Source organism: Cellulomonas fimi ATCC 484, assembly GCF_000212695.1.
In the GTDB taxonomy this organism is placed as follows: Bacteria; Actinomycetota; Actinomycetes; order Actinomycetales; family Cellulomonadaceae; genus Cellulomonas; species Cellulomonas fimi.
Genome location: NC_015514.1, coordinates 2,307,658 through 2,328,135, shown reverse-complemented (window position 1 = coordinate 2,328,135; position 20,478 = coordinate 2,307,658). Strand labels below are relative to the sequence as shown.

The following is a 20,478-nucleotide window of genomic DNA, read 5'->3' as shown; positions in this document are numbered from 1 at the left end:
GCCTCGGTCGCGCCCGTCGCCTCCTCCCAGGCGTCCGTCGTGCGCCCCGTCGCCCCGCCCCCCGTCGTCCCGCACGCCGTCCCGCGCGAGCGGGTGTGGGCGCTCCTCGACGGGGCGCGGCACCGGCGTCTGACCGCGGTCGTCGGTGGCGCCGGGTGGGGGAAGTCGACCGCGGTGGCCGGCTGGTGCGCGGACCGGGGCCTGCGCCCGGCGTGGGTGACCCTCGAGGCGCGCGACGACGTGCTGCCCGTGTTCTGGCACCGGGTCGTCGCCGCGGTCGCGTCCACGCCCGTCCCGCGCCACCACGAGGTGCACCGGCTGCAGGTCCCGCCGGCGATCACCGACGCGTTCACGACGCACCTGCTGCACACGCTCGGCACGCTGCCCGGCGACGTGGTGCTCGTGCTCGACGACGCCCAGCACCTGCGCTCGCCCGAGGTCGTGGAGGCCGTCGGCGACCTGGTCCGCTACGCGCCTGCCGTGCACGTCGTGCTCATCAGCCGCACCGACCCGCCCCTGCCGCTGCGCCGCCTCGCGCTCGACGGCCGCGTCGGCCACGTCCGGGCCGAGCACCTGGCGTTCGACGCGACCGACGTCGGGGCGCTCGCCGGCACCGAGGGCGTGGACGTCGAGCCCGAGGACGTCGAGCACCTGCTCGAGCGCACGGAGGGGTGGCCCGTCGGCGTGCGGCTCGGGCTGCAGCAGCTCGCCGAGCCGGGCCGCGCCGTGCTCGTCGACTTCGGCGACGGCGACCGGGCGGTCGCGGAGTACCTCGTCGAGGAGGTGCTCGCGCGGCAGGAGCCCGCGGTGCGGGACTTCCTGCTGCGGACGTCGGTGGCGTCGCCGCTGACGATCGACCTCGCCGCGGCGCTCGTGCCGGGAGCGCCCGCGGGTCGCTACCTGGAGGAGCGCGTCGCCGCGCACGACTTCGTCTCGGTCGTCACCGGGCACGGCTGGGGCGTCGACGACACGCGGCGCGACGGCGGCACGGGCGCCGTCCAGTACCGGTTCCACCCGCTGCTGCGGGACATGCTGCGCGGCACGCTGCGGTTCGAGGACCCTGCGGCCTACCGGCTGACGCACGCGCGCGCGGCACGGTGGCACGTCGAGCACGGCGACCCGCTGCGCGCGCTCGAGCACGCCGCGGCCGCGGAGGAGCTCGAGCTGTTCGCCCAGGTGTTCGTCGAGTCGGCGGCGCTGCTGCTGCCCGGGCCGGACCGCACGGCGGTGCTGGCGGCGGCGCACGCCGTGCCGCTCGAGGAGCAGACGCAGTCCGTGTGGTGCGCGCTGTGCGCCGGTGCCGTGGCGGGCGTCGAGGGCCGGATCCCGGCGTGCCGGCACCACGTCGCGCGCGCCCGGGCGCTGCTGGACGACCTCGACGACGCGCACCGCGGTGCGGCCGAGGTGCTCGTCGAGATCCTCGACGCGCACGCCGCCCGGGGGCGCGGCGACGTGACCGCGACGACGACCGCCGCGACCGCCGCGCACCACGTCCTCGCGCGGACCCCCGTGCCGTTCCCCGCGTTCGCGACGTACCGCAGCTGGGCCCACGACCTGCGCGCCACCGGGCTGTTCTGGTCCGGCCGGGTCGACGCGGCACGCACCGAGCTCGAGCGGCTCGTGCGCGACGACCCGGCGCCGCTGAGCCTCATGGCGCTCAACGGGCGTGCGTACCTCGCCCTGTGCGACGCGGTGCAGGGCCGGTACGAGGCCGCGCTCGAGCGCGTGACGACGATCCTCGTGCTCGCCGAGCAGGCCGGCTGGACGTCGTACGAGCAGCTGCGCCCCGCGTACGCGGCGGCGGCCGTGGTCGGGCTGGTCCGGGGGGACTGGCGCGGGGCCGAGCGGGCGCTCGCGTACGGCTGGGCGGCCGACGTCGGGGGCGACGAGCCGGTGCTCGTGGTCGCCATGCACGCCCTGCAGGCGCAGGTCGCGCTAGCCGCGGGTCGGACCCGGGCCGCGACGGCCGCACTGGCCGACGCCGCGCGCGCCGCCGAGGGCATCGACGTGCCGCCGGTCGCCGCGGACATGGTCGCCCGCGCGGCCACCGACCTGCGCGTGCGCGCTGCCCTGCGCGACGAGCCCTTCGCCGGTCTGGCGATCCCCGGCCGGCCGAGCGCGGACGTGCGGCGCGTCTGCCGCGCGCGCACCGACCTGGCCCGGCACCAGACGCCGGCGGCGGCCGAGGAGGTGCAGGAGGTCCTCGCCGACGACGCGGACCTCGACCTGCTCACCCGGGTCGAGGCGCTGCTCGTGGCGTCCGGCGTGGCGGAGGCCGCGCGCGAGCCGCGCCGGGCGGACGCGCTCGCCCGCGCCGCGTTCGACGAGGCCGCCGCGGAGGGAGTCGTGCTGCCGTTCGTCCGGCCCGCGCCGCCCTCGGTGCGCCAGCCCGTGGCCCGTGTCGCCGGTGCGCGCACCGACGCGCTCGCCGCGAGCGTGCGCGAGCTCATCGGCCCGCAGGCGCCCGTCGCCGAGCCCGCACCGCTCGCGGGCGCGCTCACCGACCGCGAGCTCGCGGTCCTCACCGCGCTGGCGACCATGCAGAGCAACGCCGAGATCGCGGACGACCTGTTCGTCTCGGTCAACACCGTCAAGGCGCACCTGAAGTCGCTGTTCCGCAAGCTCGAGGTCGGCAGCCGCCGCGCCGCCGTCCGCCGGGGGCGCGAGCTGGGCCTGCTGCCCTGACGGGCCGGGCCGGGCCGTCAGGGCGCGGCCCGCGACGTCGCGTCAGTGGTGCAGGCCGAGCTTGAGCACCACCATCGCGAGGCCCAGCGCCCCCGTCAGCGCGCTCGCGCCGACGCGCCGCCAGCCGGAGATGCCGCCCTCCCCGGCCATGTTCCACCCCACCACGACCAGCAGCGCGGCGTTGATGGCGAGCGCGACCCGCACGCCGAGCCCCGGCTCGACGCCGAGCGCCGCCTCGACCACCAGCACCGTCACGGGGACCGCGCAGGCGGCCACGAGCGGGAGACCGTCGAGGAAGACCTCGCGGCGCTCGTGCGGCGTCAGGGGACGGCCCTGCAGCGCGCGCAGCGCCGTCCAGTGCGCGTACGACTCCGCGAGCCAGTAGACGAGGAGCGTCCCGACCACCGCGGAGCCGAGCCGGACGAGCCCGAAGTCGTCGGGCGCGGCCGCGAGGACCGAGCCCGAGATCACGAGACCGTACAGGTGCGACGCGCGGCGGCGGTGCTCGGCCGCGTGCGTGCGTACCCGCACCGACCGCGGGGCTCCGGTGGCGGGGGAGTCGTCGGTCACCCGGGCAGTGTCGCCCCGCACCCGGGGGCGCTCGCATCACCTGCCGCGAGTGATGTGCCGCGCGCGCAGCCGCCCTAGCGTCCGACGTCCAGGTCCATGCGCCCGGTACGTCCGGGCCGACCCAGGGGAGGCGGTCGTGGCCCAGACGACGAGCGTGCCGGCCGTGCAGGGCGCGACCGGGAGCGAGACCCGGTGGTGGGCGCTCAGCACCGACGAGGCGGCGCGGGCACTCGGCACCGCACCGGCGACAGGGCTGACGGCCGCCGAGGCCGGGCTGCGGCAGCGGCAGTACGGTCCGAACACGCTGACGGCGCAGGCCCCGCCGTCCGTGTGGTCGGTGCTGCTGAGCCAGGTCCGCGACCCGATGAACCTCATGCTGGTCGCGGTCGCGGTCGTGAGCATCGCGATCGGGCAGGGGTCCACGGCGGCGATCGTCGGGTTCCTCGTGCTGCTCAACGTCGTGATCGGCACGCGCCAGGAGATGCAGGCGCGCAAGAGCGTCGACGCGCTCGCGACGATGCAGGAGCCGACGAGCAAGGTCCGCCGCGACGGTGCCGTCTCGCTCGTCCCCGCCAGCCAGCTCGTCCCCGGGGACGTCGTCGAGCTTGAGGCGGGGGACATCGTGCCCGCCGACGGCCGGCTCGCCCGGACGGCGACCATGGAGACGCAGGAGGCCGCGCTGACCGGCGAGAGCGCACCGATCGGCAAGTCCACCGAGGCGCTCGCCGACGAGGACGTGCCGCTCGGCGACCGCACCAACATGGCGTTCCAGAACACCGCGGTGACGCGCGGCACGGGCACGCTGCTCGTGACGTCGACCGGGATGACGACGCAGATCGGCCACATCGCGACGCTCCTGTCGTCCGTCGAGAAGACGCGCTCGCCGCTGCAGCGCGAGCTCGACGCGCTGACCAAGGTGCTCGGCGCGATCGCGTGGTCCGCCGTCGCGCTCATCGTCGTCATCGGCGTGGTGCGCGGCGACCCGATCGCCGACCTGCTGTTCCTCGCGACGGCCGTCGCGATCTCCGCGATCCCGACGGGCCTGCCGACGTTCGTGCAGGCCATGCTCGCGTACGGCGCGAAGCAGCTCGCCGCCGCGAAGGCGATCGTCGCGAACCTCTCCGACGTCGAGACGCTCGGGGCGACGAGCGCGATCAACTCCGACAAGACCGGCACGCTCACGCTCAACGAGATGACGGTCACCGCCCTGTGGCTCGGCGGCCGGCACTACACCGTCGAGGGTGCGGGCTACACCAAGACCGGTCGCGTGCTCGCGGCCGCGGGCGCCGAGGTCCCGGACCTCACGCCGCTGGCGTACGGGCTGTGCCTCGCGAGCGACGCGCTCGTCTCCGACGCGGGTGATGTCGTCGGCGACCCGACCGAGGCCGCGCTCGTCGTGCTCGCCGCGAAGCTCGGCGTCGACGCCGAGGAGAGCCGCCGCGAGTACCCGCGGGTCGCCGAGGTGCCGTTCGACTCGGCGTACAAGTTCATGGCGACCGCGCACTGGATGCCGTGGCGCGGGCAGCGCTCGCTGGTCGAGGTCGTCAAGGGCGGCCCCGACGTCGTGCTGGACCGGTGCACCCACGCGCTCGCAGCCCCCGGCGAGTTCGTCGACCTGGCGGTGCTGCGCGAGCAGATCGACGCCGAGCAGGACCGGCTGGCCCACGCCGGGCTGCGCACCCTCGCGTTCGCGGTGCGGGTCCTGACGCCCGCCGACGAGCCGGGCCTCGTCGCGGACCCGATGGCCTACGTCGAGCGGCTCGTGTTCGTCGGCATGGTGGGGATCGTCGACCCGCTGCGGCCCTCGGCGAAGGTGTCCGTCGAGATCGCGCACCGAGCCGGCATCGACGTCCGGATGATCACGGGCGACCACGCGGTCACGGCGTCCGCGATCGGGTCCGACCTGGGCCTGCCGCCCGGCGCGATCAGCGGCGCCGAGCTGGCCCGCCTCACCGACGACGAGCTGCTCGCGCGGCTGCCCGACCTGCACGTGTTCGGGCGCGTCACCCCGGAGGACAAGCTCCGCCTGGTGCAGCTCATGCAGCGCCAGGGGCTCGTCGTCGCGATGACGGGCGACGCGGTCAACGACGCCGCGGCGATCAAGCAGGCGGACATCGGCGTCGCCATGGGCTCGGGGAGCGAGGTCACCAAGCAGGCCGCGCGGCTCGTCCTCACCGACGACAACTTCTCGACGCTCGTGCACGCCGTCGAGCTCGGCCGCAGCATCTACCAGAAGATCACCGCGTACATCCGGTTCCAGATGAGCCAGCTCATCGGGCTCGTGCTGCTGTTCCTGCTCGCGACGATCGCCGACCTGAACGACGGCGTCGCGCTCACGCCCATGATGGTGCTGTTCCTCAACTTCTTCGTGTGCGTCGCACCCGTCGTCGCGATCATGCTCGACCCGGTCGGCCCCGAGATCATGAGCCGGCCGCCACGCGACCCGAAGCAGGGGATCGGGAACCGGCACGCGATCAGCCGCTGGGTGCTGTACGGCGTGGTGCTGTGCGCGGCGACGGCCGTGCCGCTCGTCGCGGGCCCCGACGCGCTGTCCACGACCGAGCCGAGCGCGTCCATGACGATGGCGTTCGTCGTCATGGGCCTCGGGTCGACGCTCTCGGGCCTCGTGCTGCGGCGCGAGCCGGAGTCCGGGCTGCTGCCGCCCGTGCTGTCGGCGGTCAAGGTGCTGTCGATCCCCGTGGTGCTCGTCGTGCTCGCCACCGAGCTCGACTTCCTGCAGCGCTGGCTCACGACGCAGTCGCTGTCCGGCGAGCAGTGGCTCGCCGCGATCGGCCTCGCGCTGGTCCTGCCGGTCGTCGCCGAGCTCGACAAGGTGCTCATGCGTCGCCGGCGGGCGACGCCGTCCGCGCAGCTCTCGCCGCAGGAGGCGGTCAGCCCGGTGCGCGGACGCGCGACGGTGCCGGAGGTCGCGGTTCCGGACGGGTCGACCGGTGCCGGCCCGGCGGCGGCCGCATGAGGGCTCTCAGAGCTGCGTGACGTCGACGGCGCGCCGCACCAGCGCGTCGTCGTCGGCGCCCTGCGCGCGCCACGCGAGCTGCTGCACCGCACCGTTGCCGCGGCGCAGGACGTGCCCGAGCTGCCGCTCCGTCCACTCCAGGTCGCCCGCCTCGGCGAGCGCGTCGCGCACGTGGTCGAGGAGCTCGCCGACGACGTCCGCCGCGGGGCGCGGCTCGCCGGTCGACGGGCTCACGAGGTCCCCCGTCACGCCCGAGCGCGCGGCCCGCCACGTCCACGTCCGCAGCACCTCGGCGCGCACCGGGGCCACGGCCGGCTCCGTCCGCACCGCGGTCTCGGCCAGCGCGCGCACGAGCACGGCCTGCAGCACGGCGTCCGCGGCGTCGAGGCACACGTCGGCCACGCGGACCTCGACGGTCGGGTAGTGCGCGGACAGCCGCGCGTCGAAGTAGACCATCCCGTCGTCCAGCACCGTGCCCGTGCGCAGCAGGTCGGCGATCACGTGCCGGTAGGTCGCGCCGTCGCCGAACGGCGCGGTCGGGCCCGACGTCGGCCAGCGGCCCCACACCTGCGAGCGGTAGCTCGCGTAGCCGGTGCTCGACCCGGACCAGGACGGGCTGTTCGCGCTGAGGGCCAGGAGCACCGCGTTCCACGGGCGCAGGTGGTCGAGGACGCGCACGCCCTCGTCGTCGTCCTGCACCGCGACGTGCACGTGGCACCCGCACGTCAGCTGCTCGCGTGCCGTCTGCCCGAAGCGGGCACGGATCTCGTGCGCGCGCCGGTCGGGGATCACGGTCGACTCGACGTCCTGGGGCGGCGCGCCGAGCGCGGCGACGCGGGCGCCGGCGGCCTGCGCGAGCGCGTCCGCGCGGGCGCGGCCGTCGCGCACCTGCGCGAGCAGGTCGTCGCGGTCGGTGCACGGGTGCGTCGAGGTCTCGACCTGCTCCTGCTTGAACTCCTTCTCGACGTCGCCGCCCGGGCGCGGGTCGGACGGCTCCGCGGCCGCGAGCCGCAGCACCGCCGGCGCGACCGCCGTCGGTACGCCGTCAGGCGTGACCAGCAGGAACTCCTCCTCGACACCCATGGTTCGCACGCGGACAGTCTGGGGGAGCGGGCGCCAGGGCGCGCGCGGAGGCGCGCTCGCGCCCGGTCGCGGCCCGCGGCGTGAGGCGGCGGGGCTCCCACCTGCGACGGGTGCGGGTGCCGCCGTGCGGGCCCGGCGGAGCCGTGTGACGCTGGTGCTGCTCGTCGGCTTCGGAGTCGTGGCCGAGCCGCGCCCGGACGGAGGACCTGATGAAGCCGCCCCAGCCCCGCGGACCGCTGGGCACGCTGCTCGCCGACACGCTGGCCGCCGCCCCGGGCCGCCTCGACGCGCCCCCCGACGACCGGCTGCTCGACGCGGCCCGTGCCGCCGTGGACGCGTCCGACGACCTGCTCCTCGACGACGACGTGCAGCTCGCGCTGTTCGTGCTGTACGAGCTGCACTACGGCGGCATCGAGGGCGTCGACGACGCGTGGGAGTGGCACCCCGACGTGCTGCGCGCCCGCGGGCTGCTCGAGGACGCGCTCGAGCGCACCCTGCGCGAGCGCGTCCAGGTGCCCGCGGACGTGCCCCCGGACCGCCGGGCCGTGGCGGACACGCTGTTCACGCTGACCGCGCCGGGACCCGGGCCGAGCCTGTCGCGGTACGTGGGCAAGCAGGCGACACGCGACCAGCTCCGCGAGCTGCTCGTCCAGCGCTCGGTGTACCAGCTCAAGGAGGCCGACCCGCACACGTGGGCGGTGCCCCGGCTGCAGGGCCCGGCGAAGGCCGCGCTCGTGGAGATCCAGGCGGACGAGTACGGCGGCGGCGCCCCGGACCGGATGCACGCCGAGCTGTTCGCGCGCACCATGCGCGGGGCCGGGCTCGAGTCGACGTTCGGACGCTACGTCGACGAGGTGCCCGCCGTGACGCTCGCCGCCGTCAACACGATGTCGCTGTTCGGGCTGCACCGCCGGTTGCGCGGCGCGACCGCGGGCCACCTCGCGGCGTTCGAGATGACGTCGTCGCTGCCGAACCGGCGCTACGGCGACGGGTTCCGCCGGCACGGGTACGGCGCCGACGTGACCGAGTACTTCGACGAGCACGTGGAGGCGGACGCGGTGCACGAGCAGATCGCCGGACGGGACCTGGCCGGGGGCCTCGCCGAGCAGGAACCCGACCTCGTGCCGGACATCCTGTTCGGGGCGTGCGCGTGCCTCTACCTCGACGAGCTCGTCGGCGAGCACCTCGTCGCGGCCTGGGAACGCGGCGCGACCTCGCTCCGGGTGCCCGCGTGAGCCCCGCCGGACCCCACGAGGGCGCCGTGCCGCGCGGCTCGATCGTCGCGTGCCCCGACGGCCCGCTGCTCGTGCGCGGGGACGTGCCCGTGGTCGACGACCGCGGCAACCCCGTCGAGAAGCACAGGGCGACCGTCGCGCTGTGCCGGTGCGGGGCGTCCGCGATCAAGCCGTGGTGCGACGGCAGCCACAAGGCGATCGGCTTCGAGGCGCCCTGAGGTTCGGGGCTCCGGAGGTTCGGGGCGCCCGGCGCCGCCGTCGCGGCTCCGCGGGTCGCTCCGGGCCGGTCTCCGCAGGTCGCCCCGGGCCGGTCAGAGCGTCACGCGCGTGCGCAGGCGCCGGCCGGGCGTCCCCGCCCGCAGCAGCCGACCGCCCGCGTAGGGCACCCCGCCGCGGGCGCGCAGCGCGAGCGCGGCCCAGACGCACACCGCGCGCTCGGCGACCCACAGCGGCGCGAGGGCCACGTCTCCCGCGGGGAACACGGCACGGCCCCCGCCGAGCCGTCGACCCCGCCACGCGAGGCCCACGGACGCGCCCGCGACGACCAGCGCCGGTCCGGCGCGGCGCGTGACGGCCGCGGCCACGAGCGTCGGGAGCACCGCCGCCTCGACCGTCAGCCGCAGCGGCTCCGCGAGGTCGTCGTAGGCCTGCCGCACGCGCTGCGACCAGAAGGTCCGGGTCCGCGGCGGGCGCCGCGGCACGTAGAGGTCGTCCGCCCGGAGCACCCGGCCACCGTGCGCCGCGACGGTGCGGACGAGCTCGTGGTTCTCGAACAGGACGTCGCCGTCGTAGCCGCCCCAGTCGAGGAGCCGTGAGCGGCGCACGACGAGCGTGCCCGGCCAGTCGCCGCCGCACGCGCGGTTCACCAGCGTGCGCGCGGTGTCCCACCGGGCGTGCCACGGCGCAGGCTCGAACACGTTCTGCGGCACGACGACGTCGGCGTCCTCCAGGAGCCGCAGCGCACGGCGCAGCTGCGCGGGACGCCACCGAACGTCGTCGTCGGCCAGGACGACCGCATCGGCCCACGCGAGGTGCAGCCCCGTCATGACGCCGCGCACCTTGCCGTTCGCCCCTGGCCAGGGCTCGGGGCGGACGTGGCGGACGACCCCGGCCCAGGCGCGCCGGTGGGCGGCGAACAGCGGCTCCGGCGAGCCGTCGACGACCATGACGGGGACCGCCGCGGACAGCGCCCGCAGGTACGCGGTCAGCTCGGGCAGGTCCTCGTCCGTGGTCCACCGCAGCGGCAGGACGTACTCGACGCGACCGGGGTCGCGCACGGCGGGCGTACCGGTCATCGCGCCTCCGTCGGCCTCTCCACGAGGCGGCGGCTGCTGCACCGCGTCCCACGCTAGCCGCGCGCGGCCGGCCCCGCCGCTCCACGCGAGCACGGGCCTGCCGGGCGGTCCCGCGGTCAGCGGCTCGTCGTGACCGTGCGGACGGGACCGGCGACGGAGCCGTGCGCGTTCCGGGCGACGAGCCGGTAGTGGTACGTCGTGCCGGGGGCGAGTCCTGCCACGGCGGTCGTGAGGGTCGTGTCGTACCCGACGGCGGACAGCGCGACGGGAGCCGTCCCCGCGCCGAGCGCCGCCGTGGGACCCCACTCGAACCAGGCGCTCGTGGCGGCGAGACGCGGGTTCACGGTGGCGCCGAGCGTGGTGGACGTGCGCGCGGTGCCCGACGCCCACGTGGTGGACGTCGTCGGCGCGCCCGCGGTGCTGAAGGTCGTGCTGCGGGTCGTGGTGCCGGCCGCCGTGGCCGCCGTGACCCGCACCGCGTACGTGGTCGACGGCGCGAGGCCGGTGGCGACGACGGGCGTGGTCGCCGCGTAGGTCACGGCAGGCACGGACGCGGTGGCGGTCGCGCCGTAGGCCGTGGACGTGCCCCACTCGAACCGGACCATGCCGGTCAGCCCGTCCGGGTCGACCCACGCGACGAGCTCGGCACCGGTCGTGGTCACGGCGCGCGCGGCGACTTCGAGCGTGGGCGCCGCGGCCACCGTCACCGTCCGCTGGTCCGTGGCCGTGCCGCCCGCGGCGTCGGTGACGTCGAGCCGCGCCCGGAACGTGCCGGCCGTCCGGTACGTGTGCGCCAGGACGGCCGGTGGTGTGCCCGTGCCGGTCGTGGGTGGCGTGCCGTCGCCGGGGTCGAGCCGCCACGTCGTCACGCCGCTGCCGGTCGCCGTGCCGGCGCCCGCGCTGCGGGACGCGTCGAACGCGACGGCGAGGGGTGCACCGCCGAGCACCGTGGAGGCGCGCAGCCACGCGCTCGTGCGCCCGTGCGCGGTGGGGGAGTTCGCGATCTCGGTGAACGCGGCCGCCGTCGTCGCCGTGGAGTCCGTCCACCACGGGCACGTGCCGTGCTGGTGGAAGTACAGCGCGCCCTCGACCTCGGGCCACGACGCGAGCGTCGCGAGCGACTCGCGCAGCCACGCCGCCTTGCGGCCCGGGTCCGCCGCGTCCTCGACCGAGCCCCACTCCGCGAGGAGCAGCGGCTTGCCGTGCGCGCGGGCGAAGTCGCGGGCCGGTCCCGCGATCGTCGCCATCGAGCGCCACGCGGTCGGCACTCCCGGTGCGCAGCCCGCCCAGTTGTAGGCGTCGAGCCCCACGCGGTCGACGACGTCGTCGCCCGGGTACAGGTCGGTCGCCGTGGGACCCGTCGTGCCGCCGAGCACCGTGGGCGTCACGATCCACGTCCACAGCACGTTCGTGACGCCCGCTGCCCGGAAGACCTCGACGTAGCGCCGCCACGCCGCGCGGAACTCGGCGGGGGTGCCGTGCGTGCCCGCGAGCTCGGGCTCGTGGTGGAACGCGAGCAGCACGGGGACGCCGAGCGACGCGACGCCCGTGGCCTGCGCCCGGATGCGTGCGTCGTGGTCCCCGCGTGCGACGGACGCCCAGGACAGCCGGGTGCCCGCGAGCGTGCGCGGCTCGATCGACAGGACCGGCGTGCGTCCCGCGGCGACCGACGCGCGCAGCCCGGATGGCGGCATCGTCTCGTCCCAGCGGCTGTACCAGCGGTGCAGCTCGAGGCGACGGCCGACCCGCTCCTCGAACGCCGCGGTGGCCGCCTCGACGCTCGGTGCCGAGCGCTGCGCGACGTAGGCACCGAACAGCAGGCCGGACGGCGCGAGGTCCGGCTCTGCCGCCGCCGCGGGCGCGGGGACGAGCGGGACGAGCACCGCCGTGGTGGCGAGCAGCAGCGCGACGAGCCCAACCCGGCCCGCGCGACGGGGCCGCGGGGTCGCGTGGGCGGTTCGGCTGCGCCCCGTGCCGGCGCCGGTGCGGATTCGGGTGCGGGTGTGGGTGCGGGTGCGGGTGCGGACGAGCGTGCGCGCGGGCGCGCGCCAGTGCATGGCGTGCATGTGGAAGGCCCCCTGGTCGGCAGCCCGGCTGACCGCGTGGGTCCCGTGGCTTTGCGGCCCCGCCTCGCGACGGGTGTGCCCTTGTCTGACCTCTCGAGGCTACGAACGCCGCTGCCGCGCCGACAAGGGTCGAGGGGCCGCCGAGGGGACGTGTCACCCGCGGTTTCACCCGGCGGCGACCGGCCCGCCGGCGTCAGGCTGAGGCCGCGTCCCACCACCGCAGGACGCGCATCGCCCGCAGCGTGCTCCACCGGCTCGGCGCACCCACGGGACCCTCGATCTCGAGGTGGACCCGACCCGGGTGCACGCGGTCGAGCGCCCAGCGGCCGTCGGCCCGGCGCCGGCTGCGCACGAGCTCGACGGCCTCCGTCATCCGGGGGTCCGGCGGGTCGCCCGCGGCCCGGACGTGGTCGAGCGCGCGCAGCACGTCGTAGTGCCAGTAGTACGGGAACGCGAGCTCGAGGTATGCCGGGTCCACGACCTGCCCGGTGCTGGCGCGGCGGAACAGCCGCCGCTCCAGCAGGTACTCCAGCCCGCGCAGCCGCGCCGCCCGCACCGTCGGGTCGCCGTGCGCCCGTTCGACGGCGAGCAGGCCGTCCAGCACGCACATCGTCGTGTCGAAGGAGGAGCGGACCGAGCCGAGCTCCGCCTCGCAGTTCCAGCCGCCGTCGGCGAGCTGCTCGTCGAGCACGCGTTCCACGAGGGGACGCACGTCCACCCCGGCCCACACGCCGGCCTCGATCGTCCGCCCGTTGATGCACGGCTCGACCTCGCCGTCGAAGTAGCGCTGGCCGTCGTGCTCCCACCGGCAGCTCTCGGCGACGAGCGCCGCGGTGCGCCGCGCGGACGCCGATCCGGGGTCCAGCCCCAGCAGGATCAGCGTCTGCAGGACGTGCATGGTCGCCGTCCAGGGCTGGCCCGGCTCGTCGCCCGCGTACCCGGCGGGGAAGCAGGCACCGCCCGCCCACCGGCCGTCGGGGTCCTGCGCGGCGAGCAGCGCGGCGCCCCACCCCTCGTGCTCGACACGCGCCCGCTCGGCCGCGACCGCGTCGGCGGGTGCGTCGGTCAGGTCGCGCAGGACCTGCCACCGGATCGCCGGGTCACCGTCGAGGAGCCACGCCGTCGCGTCCATGGCCCGACGCTAGCCACCGGGTCCGACAGCCGCCGCACGTCCACGTCGGTGCGGGACGTGCACGAGGGCCACGGGACGCGGGGCGCCCACCCGCACGTCCACGCCGGGCGACCACGACACCCGGGGCGCGCCGGACGGGGTCGGCAGCCCGCAGGCCTCCAGCAGGTCGGTCCGCAGACGTGGCGCGGCGGCGTCGTGCAGCGGCCAGGGCGCGTGCTCGACGGGGACCCGCCACAGCGTCCCCGCGCGTCGGGTGAAGGCGTTCCAGCGGCCGGTCACCGCGTCGGACCACGCGTCGGGGAACCGGACCGCGTCGCCCGGCTCGACGACCACGCGCAGCCGTCGCCCCCGGTCCGTGGCGGCCGCGTACTCGACCGCGCCGGTCGTGCGGACGACCGCCCCCGCCGCGTGCACGTACGGCAGCCCGAGGACCCGCATCGCGGCGACGAACGCCCGACGCGGGCACAGGAGGGTGAGGAACCACAGGCCGTCCGTGCCGCTCGCCGGGTGCCGCACGTACGTGCGCACGTTCACCTCGAGGAACTGCGACCAGCGGGGGAGCGCGGGCAGGCCGGGGACCCGCACGTCGCGCATCGCGAACGGCGTGAGCCCCACCCACGCCGCGCCGTCGAGCACGTCGACCACGAGCCCGGGCGGCAGCAGGGCGCCGACGACCGCGGGCGGGTACGGCCAGTGCAGGAACGTGATCCCGTCCCACCGCTGGTACGACGCGGGCGCACGGACGGGCGCGTCGGGGCTGCGGCCGCTCACGTCTCGGGCCCTCCTCCCCCCGAACCGTGCGGGCGCTGCCGGCCCGCCCGCCCATCGTCGCCCTGCGGGGCGCGGCCGTCGCGCGGGCCGGCGCCGTCGCTGCAGGTCGCGGGGCGGTGGGCGCGCCGTGCGCCGACGAGCGGCGCGGGTGCAGCGGTGCCAGCATCGTCAGCCATGAGGACGACGACGGCACGGGGCGCGGCCCTGCTGCTCGCGACGCTGCTGGTCACGCCATGTGCGGCGTGCGCGGGCACCGCCCGGACGGCCGACGCGCGGGACGTGGTGCGCGACTTCTACGACGCGGTGGACGCCGGTGACGGCGCGCGCGCGTGCGCGCTGCTCACCCCGGGGGTCGTGGAGACCGTCGAGGAGGACGAGGGCGTCGCGTGCGCCGAGGCCCTCGTCGACGGCGACCTCGCGGACTTGCTGCGCTCCCGGGCGCCCGCCACCGACGCGCAGGTGACGCGTGCGGGCGGCGAGGCGCAGGTCCGCACCGCCCTGGACACCGTGTTCCTCACCGCGTCGGGCACCTCCTGGCTGGTCAGCGCGGCGTCGTGCGACCCCCGCCCGCCGCGACCCTACGACTGCGACCTGGAGGCGGCGTGACGCAGCGTGTGCTCTTCGTCGTGACGCTGGGCGGTGCCCTGCTGGGCCTGCTCGCCGTCGTGGCCGTCGCGGCGGCGCGGCTGTGAGCGGGCGCGCGGGCCGGGTCGTCCGGGAGAACTCGCTCAGCCTGTTCTTCGCGGCGATCTTCCTGGCGTCCCTCGTGGGGCAGGCGGTCAGCGGGGTCGCGGTGCTCAACCGCGAGCAGCTCGAGGCGGGGCTCGAGCCCGTGACGCTCGCGCGGTACGTCGTGTCGTCCGCGTTCGCCGTCGACGTCGCCGAGAACTGGCAGTCGGAGTTCCTCCAGTTCCTGCTCTACATCGTGGCGACCGTGTGGCTCCTGCAGAAGGGGTCGCCCGAGTCGAAGAGCCTCGACCAGCCCGGACGGGAGAGCGACGAGGACCAGAAGGTCGCCGAGCACGCGACGCAGGAGTCCCCGGCCTGGGCACGCGTGCGCGGCTGGCGCCTGTCGCTGTACTCGCACTCGCTCGGCCTCGTCATGGGCCTGCTGTTCGTGCTGAGCTGGTTCGCCCAGTCGCTCGCCGGTGCGGTCGCGTACTCCGAGGACCAGCTGCGCGAGCACGCCGACCCCGTGACGTACGGGGAGTACCTGCTGCTCCCCGAGTTCTGGAACCGCACGCTCCAGAACTGGCAGTCGGAGTTCCTCGCCGTCCTCAGCATGGTCGTGCTGTCGATCTACCTGCGCGAGCGCGGGTCACCCGAGTCGAAGCCGGTCGGCGCCTCGCACATGGCGACGGGCGTCGAGGGCTGATCGCGGCGGCGGCCGCGCTCAGGGCGCGAGCTCGGCGAGGAGCGCGGGCAGCTCGTCGGGCAGCTCGCGTGCCAGGTAGCCGAGCCGGCCCACGCGCGTGGCCAGCCGGTCGCCCGCGGCCGCGTGCAGGTGCGTCGCCCAGCAGACGGCCTGCGCGAGGTCCGCGCCGCGCGCGACCACGCCGAGCGTCGCCCCCGCGAGCACGTCGCCGCTGCCGGACGTCGCGAGTCCCGACATGCCGGTCGACACCGCCCACTGCGACCCGTCGGGAGCGGACACGCGGCCCTGGCAGGTCACGACGGCGCCGTACTGCCGCGCGATGCGTGCGCCGGCGCCCTCGTCGGCCTCGTCGACGCCGAGCAGCAGCGCGGCCTCGGTGAGGTTGGGCGTCAGGACGAGCCGCCCGGCGAGCCGCTGCGCGACGTCGTCGACGCGCGGCAGGACGCCGAGCGCGAACGCGTCGAGCACGACCGGGGTGCGGCGGGGGAGCACCGGGGCGACGGCGCGCAGCAGGTCGACCGTGCGGTCCGCGTCGTCGAGGCCCGGGCCGACGAGCACCGCGTCGGCGCCGCGCAGGTCGGCCTCGAGCCGGTCCAGCCCGGTGCCGTCGGGGCAGCCGTCCTCCGTCTCGGGCAGCTCGACGACACCCGCCTCGGGCACGCGCACGGCGAGCGGGACGGCGACCGACCGGGCGACGCCGAGCGTCAGGCGGCCGGCCCCGACCCGCAGGGCCGCGACGCCGGCCAGCAGCGCCGCGCCGGGCGTGCGACGCGCGCCCCCGACGACGACCACCTGGCCGCGGCTGTACTTCGACGACGCGGGCGTCGGCAGCGGCCACCCCCGCAGGAGCGCCGGCGTGATCGGCTCAGTGCGGGAGGGCATCGCGGTCTCCGGGGTGCGTCGTCACGGGGGCGCCCTCGCGGGCCAGGTGGCCGTCGTCGTTGAAGGCCGCGACGGTCCAGGCCGCCGCGCCGGTGCGCACGAGCCGGGTGACGGCGGCGTTGCGCACGGGGGTGCGCCGGCCCAGGTCGAGCACCTCGTGCTCGGTGAGCCCCTCGCACACGTACCGCACGACCATGATGACCGCGTCGTGCGCGACGAGCAGCACCCGGCGCCCGTCCTCGGCGCGGTCCAGGTCGCCGAGGAACGCCCGCACCCGCAGCACGAGGTCCGCCCACGACTCCCCGCCCGGCGGCCGGTAGTAGAACTTGCCCAGGTGGCGGCGGCGTGCGGCCTCGGCGGGGTACCGGGCCTCGACGCCGCGCGTGGTGAGCAGGTCGAGGATCCCGAGCTCGCGGTCGCGCAGGCGTTCGTCGAGGTGCGGCGCGAGGTCCCGGCCGCCGGCCCGCAGCGCGATCGTCGCGGTCTGCACCGCGCGGACGTACGGCGAGCACCACACCGACTGCGGCGCCGACCCGTCGGGCTGCTCGCGCAGCCACGTCCCGAGCGCCTCGGCCTGCTCCTCGCCGCGACGGGACAAGGGGGTGTCGGCGTCCCGCGTCGCGAGGTCGATGACCTCGGCGCCCGCCCGCTCCGCCCGCGTCGCGGCGACGTTGCCGACACTCTCGCCGTGCCGTACCAGCACCAGCTCGGCCACTGCGTTCCTGCTCACACGCCCGCTCCCGCTCGTCGTCCCGTGGTGCTCCACTGTCGTGCGTGCGCCCGGTGCGTGCATCCGGGACGGCACCCGGGCCGGCGTCGCGCGTCGCTGCCGTAGGGTGCGACGCATCGGCGTGGCGTCGGGGCCGCGCCCGCGGGGCCGCGTGGCGGCCGGGCGACAGGACGGGGACCGGCACGTGGCGTCGACGGAGACCAGCACCGCAGGGACCAGCGAGTACGACCGGTTCGGGCCGTGGATCGACGAGGTGCGCGAGCCGCGCGACGTGCCGCGCCTGTACCGCGACCACCCGCTCGACCTCGACGCCGCACGGCTCGTGCTCAAGGTGCCGCGCAACGTCGCGCGCCGGGACGCGACCCCCGACATGGACCTGTACGACCACCTGCTCGTCGTCGCGGACGACACGCTGACGGTGCTGTCCCGGCGGACCAGCCCGCGCGCCAAGGCGCCGGGCGGCTACGACGTGCGGCACGTCCGGCTGGCCGACGTCGTCGCGGTCCGGGACGTCGTGAACCTGCTCGACGCGCGGCTCACGGTCCACACCCGCGACGGCGCGCACGTGACCGTGCGCTACAACGGCTCGGCGGCGGACGCGGTGCACGGCCTCGTCGAGGAGCTGCGCGCGGGAGCCGCCGCCGTCCCGGCGACCCCCGCGGGCCTTGCGCTGCTGCGGGCGGGCACCGCGCACGCGGACCCGGACGCCCTCCGGCTCGGACCGGCCGACTTGTCGCTGCGCGCGGACGTCCGCGAGGCCGTGCGCCGCCGGCCGTCCCTGGTCCCGTGGGCGGGGCACCCCCGTCGCCTCGTCACGCCCAGCGCGACCGGGTCGCAGGGTGTCGTCGCGCGCGTCGCGCACGCGCTGTCGCCCGCCGTGCTGCACGGCTGCGTGCTCGCGGGCGACGACACCGCGTTCGAGGTCGTCGGACGGCACGCGTGGCTGCTGCGCGGCCGGGCGCCCGTGCACTCCGCGTCGCGGCTCGTCGTCCCGCTGGGCGCGGTCGACCGCGTCGAGCTCGCGTGGCACCCGGACTACGCGCACGTCGTCGTCGCGGTCCTCTCGTGCGGGGCGACGACGGTCCGCGTGCTGGTGCCCGCCGGGACCGCCGCGCACGGGGTGCTCGCGGTCGCGGCGGGCGCCGGGCCGGCCGGTGCGGCGGGTCCGCACGACGGCGCCTGAGGGGCCGCCCGCGGTCGCGCCGTCGACGGCGCGGGGAGAGGCTGGGCGGCGGGTCGCGACGACGGCCCGCCGCGCGACGCGGCCGACCGTGACGAGGAGCTGGCATGGAGTACCGACCGCTCGGCCGCACCGGGCTGACCGTGTCCGAGATCGGCTACGGCGCCTGGGGCATCGGGGCGTCGCAGTGGGTCGGCGCGCGCGAGGACGAGTCCGTCGCGGCGCTGCACCGGGCGATCGAGCTGGGCGTGAACCTGGTCGACACCGCACGCGGGTACGGCGAGAGCGAGCGGATCGTGGGCCGGGTCCTGCGCGACCACCCCGACGTGCACGTCGCCACCAAGGTGCCGCCGAAGAACGGCGTGTGGCCCGCGCCCGCCGGCCTGCACCCCGACGAGACGTTCCCGGGCTCGCACATCCGCCAGAGCCTCGAGACGAGCCTGGCGGCGTCGGGCCTCGAGGCGTTCGACGTGCTGCAGCTCCACGTGTGGAGCGACGAGTGGGTCGGCAAGGGCGACTGGCTCGAGACGGTCGACGACCTGCGGCGCGAGGGCAAGATCCGGTTCTTCGGGGTGTCGGTCAACGACTACCAGCCCCAGAACGTCCTCGCGCTCGTGCGCAGCGGCACGGTCGACACCGTGCAGGTCATCGCCAACGTCTGGCACCAGGAGCCGCAGGAGCAGCTTCTGCCCGCGTGCGCCGAGCACGGCGTCGGCGTGATCGTGCGCGTCGCGCTCGACGAGGGCGGCCTGACCGGGCGGATCACCGCCGCCTCGACGTTCCCCGAGGGGGACTTCCGGAACACGTACTTCGGCGGCGACCGGCCTGCACAGGTCGAGGAGCACGTCGCCGCGCTCGTGCGGGACCTCGGCATCGACACCGACGCGCTGCCGGACCTCGCGCTGCGCTACGTGCTCGACCAGCCCGCGGTGTCCACGGTGATCGCGGGGATGCGCACGGTGCGCAACGTCGAGCGCAACGCGGCCACGAGCGACGGCCGCCGTCTGACGCCGGAGCAGCACGAGGTCGTCCGGCGGCACCGTTGGGAGCGCAACTTCTACCAGCCGGCGGCCTGACGCCGGACGGCACGCCCCCGACCCGGGGGCGTGCCGTCCGTGGCGTCGGTCAGACCGCGTCGCGCACCAGCGGCGCCGTCAGGCAGTGCGCGCCGCCGCGCCCGCGCCCGAGCTCGCCGCCCGCGATCTCGACCGTCTCGATGCCGGCCGCCCGCAGCAGCCGGTTGGTCGTGGTGTTCCGGTCGTAGGTCACGACGACGCCCGGCTCGAGCGCGACCGCGTTGTTGCCGCTGTCCCACTGCTGCCGCTCGGCCTCGTAGTCGTCGCCGCCCGTCTCGATGACGTGGATCCCGCGCAGGCCCATCGCGGCGGCGACGACGTCGAGGAACGGCGTGCTGCCCTCGTCCGTGACGTGCACGGGCCGGGCCGCCGTGCCGGGGCGCAGCGTGAAGGCGTGCACGTCGTCGACGACGGCCGGGTAGGCGGTCACGACGTCGTGGTCGACGAACGTCATGACGGTGTCGAGGTGCATCGCGGAGCGCATCTGCGGCATGCCCGCGACGACGACCTGCTCGGCGGCGCCGGCCGCGAAGAGCGCGTCCGCGAGCTGCGTGATCGCGTGGTGCGACGTGCGCTCGCTCATCCCGACGAGCACGACGCCGCCGCCCACGGGCATGACGTCGCCGCCCTCGAGCGTCGCCCGGCCCTGGTCGGTCTCCGGGTCGCCCCACCACACGTGCGCACCCGTGAACGCCGGGTGGAACAGGTAGACGGCCTTCATGAGCAGCGTCTCGTCGTGCCGCGCGGGCCAGTACAGCGGGTTGAGGGTGACGCCCCCGTACAGCCAGGACGTCGTGTCGCGCGTGTAGAGCATGTTCGGCAGCGGGCGCAGCAGGTACTCGCGGCCGTGGTGCGCGGTGCGCACGAGCGCGAGGTGGTCGGCGTCGCTGACCTCGGCGAGGTCCGCCGCCGACAGGCCGCCGAAGAGGCGGGTGGCCAGCGCACGGGCGTCGAGCGTCTCGAGGTAGGCCCGGGCCGGGTCCACCAGGCCGAGGCCGACGGTGTCCGGCGTCAGGACACGGTCCAGGACCCAGTCCCGCGCGCCCGGCACCCGCAGCGTCGCGGTGAGGACGTCGTGCAGCTCGAGCACGTCGACGCCGCGCGCCGTCATGGTGTCGACGAAGTGGCGGTGGTCCTCCTGCGCGCGCTCCACCCAGAGCACGTCGTCGAACAGCAGGTCGTCGGCCGTGGCGGGGGTGAGGCGGCGGTGCGCGAGGCCCGGCTCGCACGTCAGGACGGTGCGCAGGCGCCCGACCTCGGAGTGGACGCCGAACGGGATCGGGGTGCTCACGGTGCTCGGCTCGACGGCCGCGGGACGGGGGGTGGTGGTGACGGACACGGGGGTCTCCTCTCGGGGGGACAGGTCGGTGGTGCGGTGGACGGTCAGCGGATGGACGGTCAACGGACGGACGGTCAGCGGA

17 protein-coding genes and 1 riboswitch are annotated in these 20,478 nt (G+C 76.3%); of the genes, 8 read left to right on the top strand and 9 right to left on the bottom strand.

Translation table 11 applies throughout. The annotated features are described in order from the left end of the window. The first annotated feature begins 39 nt into the window (after nt 1-39). Entirely contained in the window at nt 40-2,685 is a 2,646-nt protein-coding gene (locus CELF_RS10605) for a winged helix-turn-helix domain-containing protein (RefSeq protein ID WP_041553444.1), read from the top strand. A 42-nt stretch (nt 2,686-2,727) separates the two neighbouring features. Here CELF_RS10605 and CELF_RS10600 read toward each other — a convergent pair whose 3' ends face one another. Next, nucleotides 2,728-3,255, bottom strand: coding sequence for a hypothetical protein (locus CELF_RS10600; RefSeq protein ID WP_126297733.1), 528 nt, complete (start codon nt 3,253-3,255; stop codon nt 2,728-2,730). Between the two features lie 136 nt (nt 3,256-3,391). On the opposite strand from CELF_RS10600, the gene CELF_RS10595 reads away from it, so the two are divergent. Further along, nucleotides 3,392-6,232, top strand: coding sequence for a cation-translocating P-type ATPase (locus CELF_RS10595; RefSeq protein WP_013771250.1), 2,841 nt, complete (start codon nt 3,392-3,394; stop codon nt 6,230-6,232). A 6-nt stretch (nt 6,233-6,238) separates the two neighbouring features. Here CELF_RS10595 and CELF_RS10590 read toward each other — a convergent pair whose 3' ends face one another. Then, nucleotides 6,239-7,324: a carboxylate-amine ligase gene (locus CELF_RS10590; protein WP_269471689.1), complete on the bottom strand. Its 1,086-nt coding sequence runs from the start codon at nt 7,322-7,324 to the stop codon at nt 6,239-6,241. 200 nt (nt 7,325-7,524) lie between these two features. Here CELF_RS10590 and CELF_RS10585 point away from each other — a divergent pair, with 200 nt between their 5' ends. After that, nucleotides 7,525-8,550 (top strand): iron-containing redox enzyme family protein, encoded by a 1,026-nt coding sequence (locus CELF_RS10585; protein ID WP_013771248.1) that lies wholly within the window; start codon nt 7,525-7,527, stop codon nt 8,548-8,550. Next, entirely contained in the window at nt 8,547-8,768 is a 222-nt protein-coding gene (locus CELF_RS20440; protein ID WP_013771247.1) for a CDGSH iron-sulfur domain-containing protein, read from the top strand. The genes CELF_RS10585 and CELF_RS20440 overlap by 4 nt, the downstream gene beginning before the upstream one ends. 93 nt (nt 8,769-8,861) lie before the next feature. Here CELF_RS20440 and CELF_RS10575 read toward each other — a convergent pair whose 3' ends face one another. The 4 genes from CELF_RS10575 to CELF_RS10560 all read right to left on the bottom strand — a co-directional run bounded on the left by CELF_RS10575 (nt 8,862) and on the right by CELF_RS10560 (nt 13,814). Then, nucleotides 8,862-9,845, bottom strand: a complete 984-nt coding sequence (locus CELF_RS10575) for a glycosyltransferase family 2 protein (protein WP_013771246.1) — start codon at nt 9,843-9,845, stop codon at nt 8,862-8,864. Between the two features lie 116 nt (nt 9,846-9,961). Next, complete coding sequence (locus CELF_RS10570; RefSeq protein WP_013771245.1) at nt 9,962-11,911, bottom strand: PKD domain-containing protein; 1,950 nt, start codon at nt 11,909-11,911, stop codon at nt 9,962-9,964. A gap of 15 nt (nt 11,912-11,926) precedes the next feature. Beyond that, nucleotides 11,927-12,001: riboswitch (cyclic di-GMP riboswitch) on the bottom strand. Nucleotides 12,002-12,104: 103 nt separating this feature from the next. Continuing rightward, nucleotides 12,105-13,043, bottom strand: coding sequence for a hypothetical protein (locus CELF_RS10565; protein ID WP_013771244.1), 939 nt, complete (start codon nt 13,041-13,043; stop codon nt 12,105-12,107). A gap of 9 nt (nt 13,044-13,052) precedes the next feature. Beyond that, nucleotides 13,053-13,814 (bottom strand): YqjF family protein, encoded by a 762-nt coding sequence (locus CELF_RS10560; RefSeq protein WP_013771243.1) that lies wholly within the window; start codon nt 13,812-13,814, stop codon nt 13,053-13,055. Nucleotides 13,815-13,988: 174 nt separating this feature from the next. Between CELF_RS10560 and CELF_RS10555 the strand changes: the two genes are divergently transcribed. Both CELF_RS10555 and CELF_RS10550 read left to right on the top strand, forming a co-directional pair. Further along, nucleotides 13,989-14,420, top strand: a complete 432-nt coding sequence (locus tag CELF_RS10555) for a nuclear transport factor 2-like protein (RefSeq protein WP_013771242.1) — start codon at nt 13,989-13,991, stop codon at nt 14,418-14,420. Nucleotides 14,421-14,502: 82 nt separating this feature from the next. Further along, on the top strand, nt 14,503-15,189 hold the full coding sequence (locus CELF_RS10550; protein ID WP_013771241.1) for a DUF6766 family protein: 687 nt from the start codon (nt 14,503-14,505) through the stop codon (nt 15,187-15,189). Between the two features lie 18 nt (nt 15,190-15,207). Here CELF_RS10550 and CELF_RS10545 read toward each other — a convergent pair whose 3' ends face one another. Continuing rightward, complete coding sequence (locus CELF_RS10545) at nt 15,208-16,071, bottom strand: NAD(P)H-hydrate dehydratase (RefSeq protein ID WP_013771240.1); 864 nt, start codon at nt 16,069-16,071, stop codon at nt 15,208-15,210. After that, nucleotides 16,055-16,801, bottom strand: a complete 747-nt coding sequence (locus tag CELF_RS10540; RefSeq protein WP_041553441.1) for a histidine phosphatase family protein — start codon at nt 16,799-16,801, stop codon at nt 16,055-16,057. Before CELF_RS10540 ends, CELF_RS10545 begins: the two co-directional genes overlap by 17 nt. Before the next feature lie 184 nt (nt 16,802-16,985). On the opposite strand from CELF_RS10540, the gene CELF_RS20435 reads away from it, so the two are divergent. Both CELF_RS20435 and CELF_RS10530 read left to right on the top strand, forming a co-directional pair. Further along, entirely contained in the window at nt 16,986-17,984 is a 999-nt protein-coding gene (locus CELF_RS20435) for a hypothetical protein (protein ID WP_013771238.1), read from the top strand. Between the two features lie 104 nt (nt 17,985-18,088). Continuing rightward, a complete protein-coding gene (locus tag CELF_RS10530) occupies nt 18,089-19,057 on the top strand; it encodes an aldo/keto reductase (protein WP_013771237.1) in 969 nt (322 codons plus the stop codon). A gap of 49 nt (nt 19,058-19,106) precedes the next feature. Here CELF_RS10530 and CELF_RS10525 read toward each other — a convergent pair whose 3' ends face one another. Continuing rightward, a complete protein-coding gene (locus CELF_RS10525; protein WP_013771236.1) occupies nt 19,107-20,396 on the bottom strand; it encodes an arginine deiminase in 1,290 nt (429 codons plus the stop codon). Between the last annotated feature and the right edge of the window lie 82 nt (nt 20,397-20,478).

Bases quoted from the DNA above. Each gene is read 5' to 3' on its own strand.
- CELF_RS10545 (WP_013771240.1), bottom strand. From the start codon at position 16,071: ATGCCCTCCCGCACTGAGCCGATCACGCCGGCGCTCCTGCGGGGGTGG.
- CELF_RS10565 (WP_013771244.1), bottom strand. From the start codon at position 13,043: ATGGACGCGACGGCGTGGCTCCTCGACGGTGACCCGGCGATCCGGTGG.
- CELF_RS10585 (WP_013771248.1), top strand. From the start codon at position 7,525: ATGAAGCCGCCCCAGCCCCGCGGACCGCTGGGCACGCTGCTCGCCGAC.
- CELF_RS10570 (WP_013771245.1), bottom strand. From the start codon at position 11,911: ATGCACGCCATGCACTGGCGCGCGCCCGCGCGCACGCTCGTCCGCACC.
- CELF_RS10575 (WP_013771246.1), bottom strand. From the start codon at position 9,845: ATGACCGGTACGCCCGCCGTGCGCGACCCCGGTCGCGTCGAGTACGTC.
- CELF_RS10530 (WP_013771237.1), top strand. From the start codon at position 18,089: ATGGAGTACCGACCGCTCGGCCGCACCGGGCTGACCGTGTCCGAGATC.
- CELF_RS10555 (WP_013771242.1), top strand. From the start codon at position 13,989: ATGAGGACGACGACGGCACGGGGCGCGGCCCTGCTGCTCGCGACGCTG.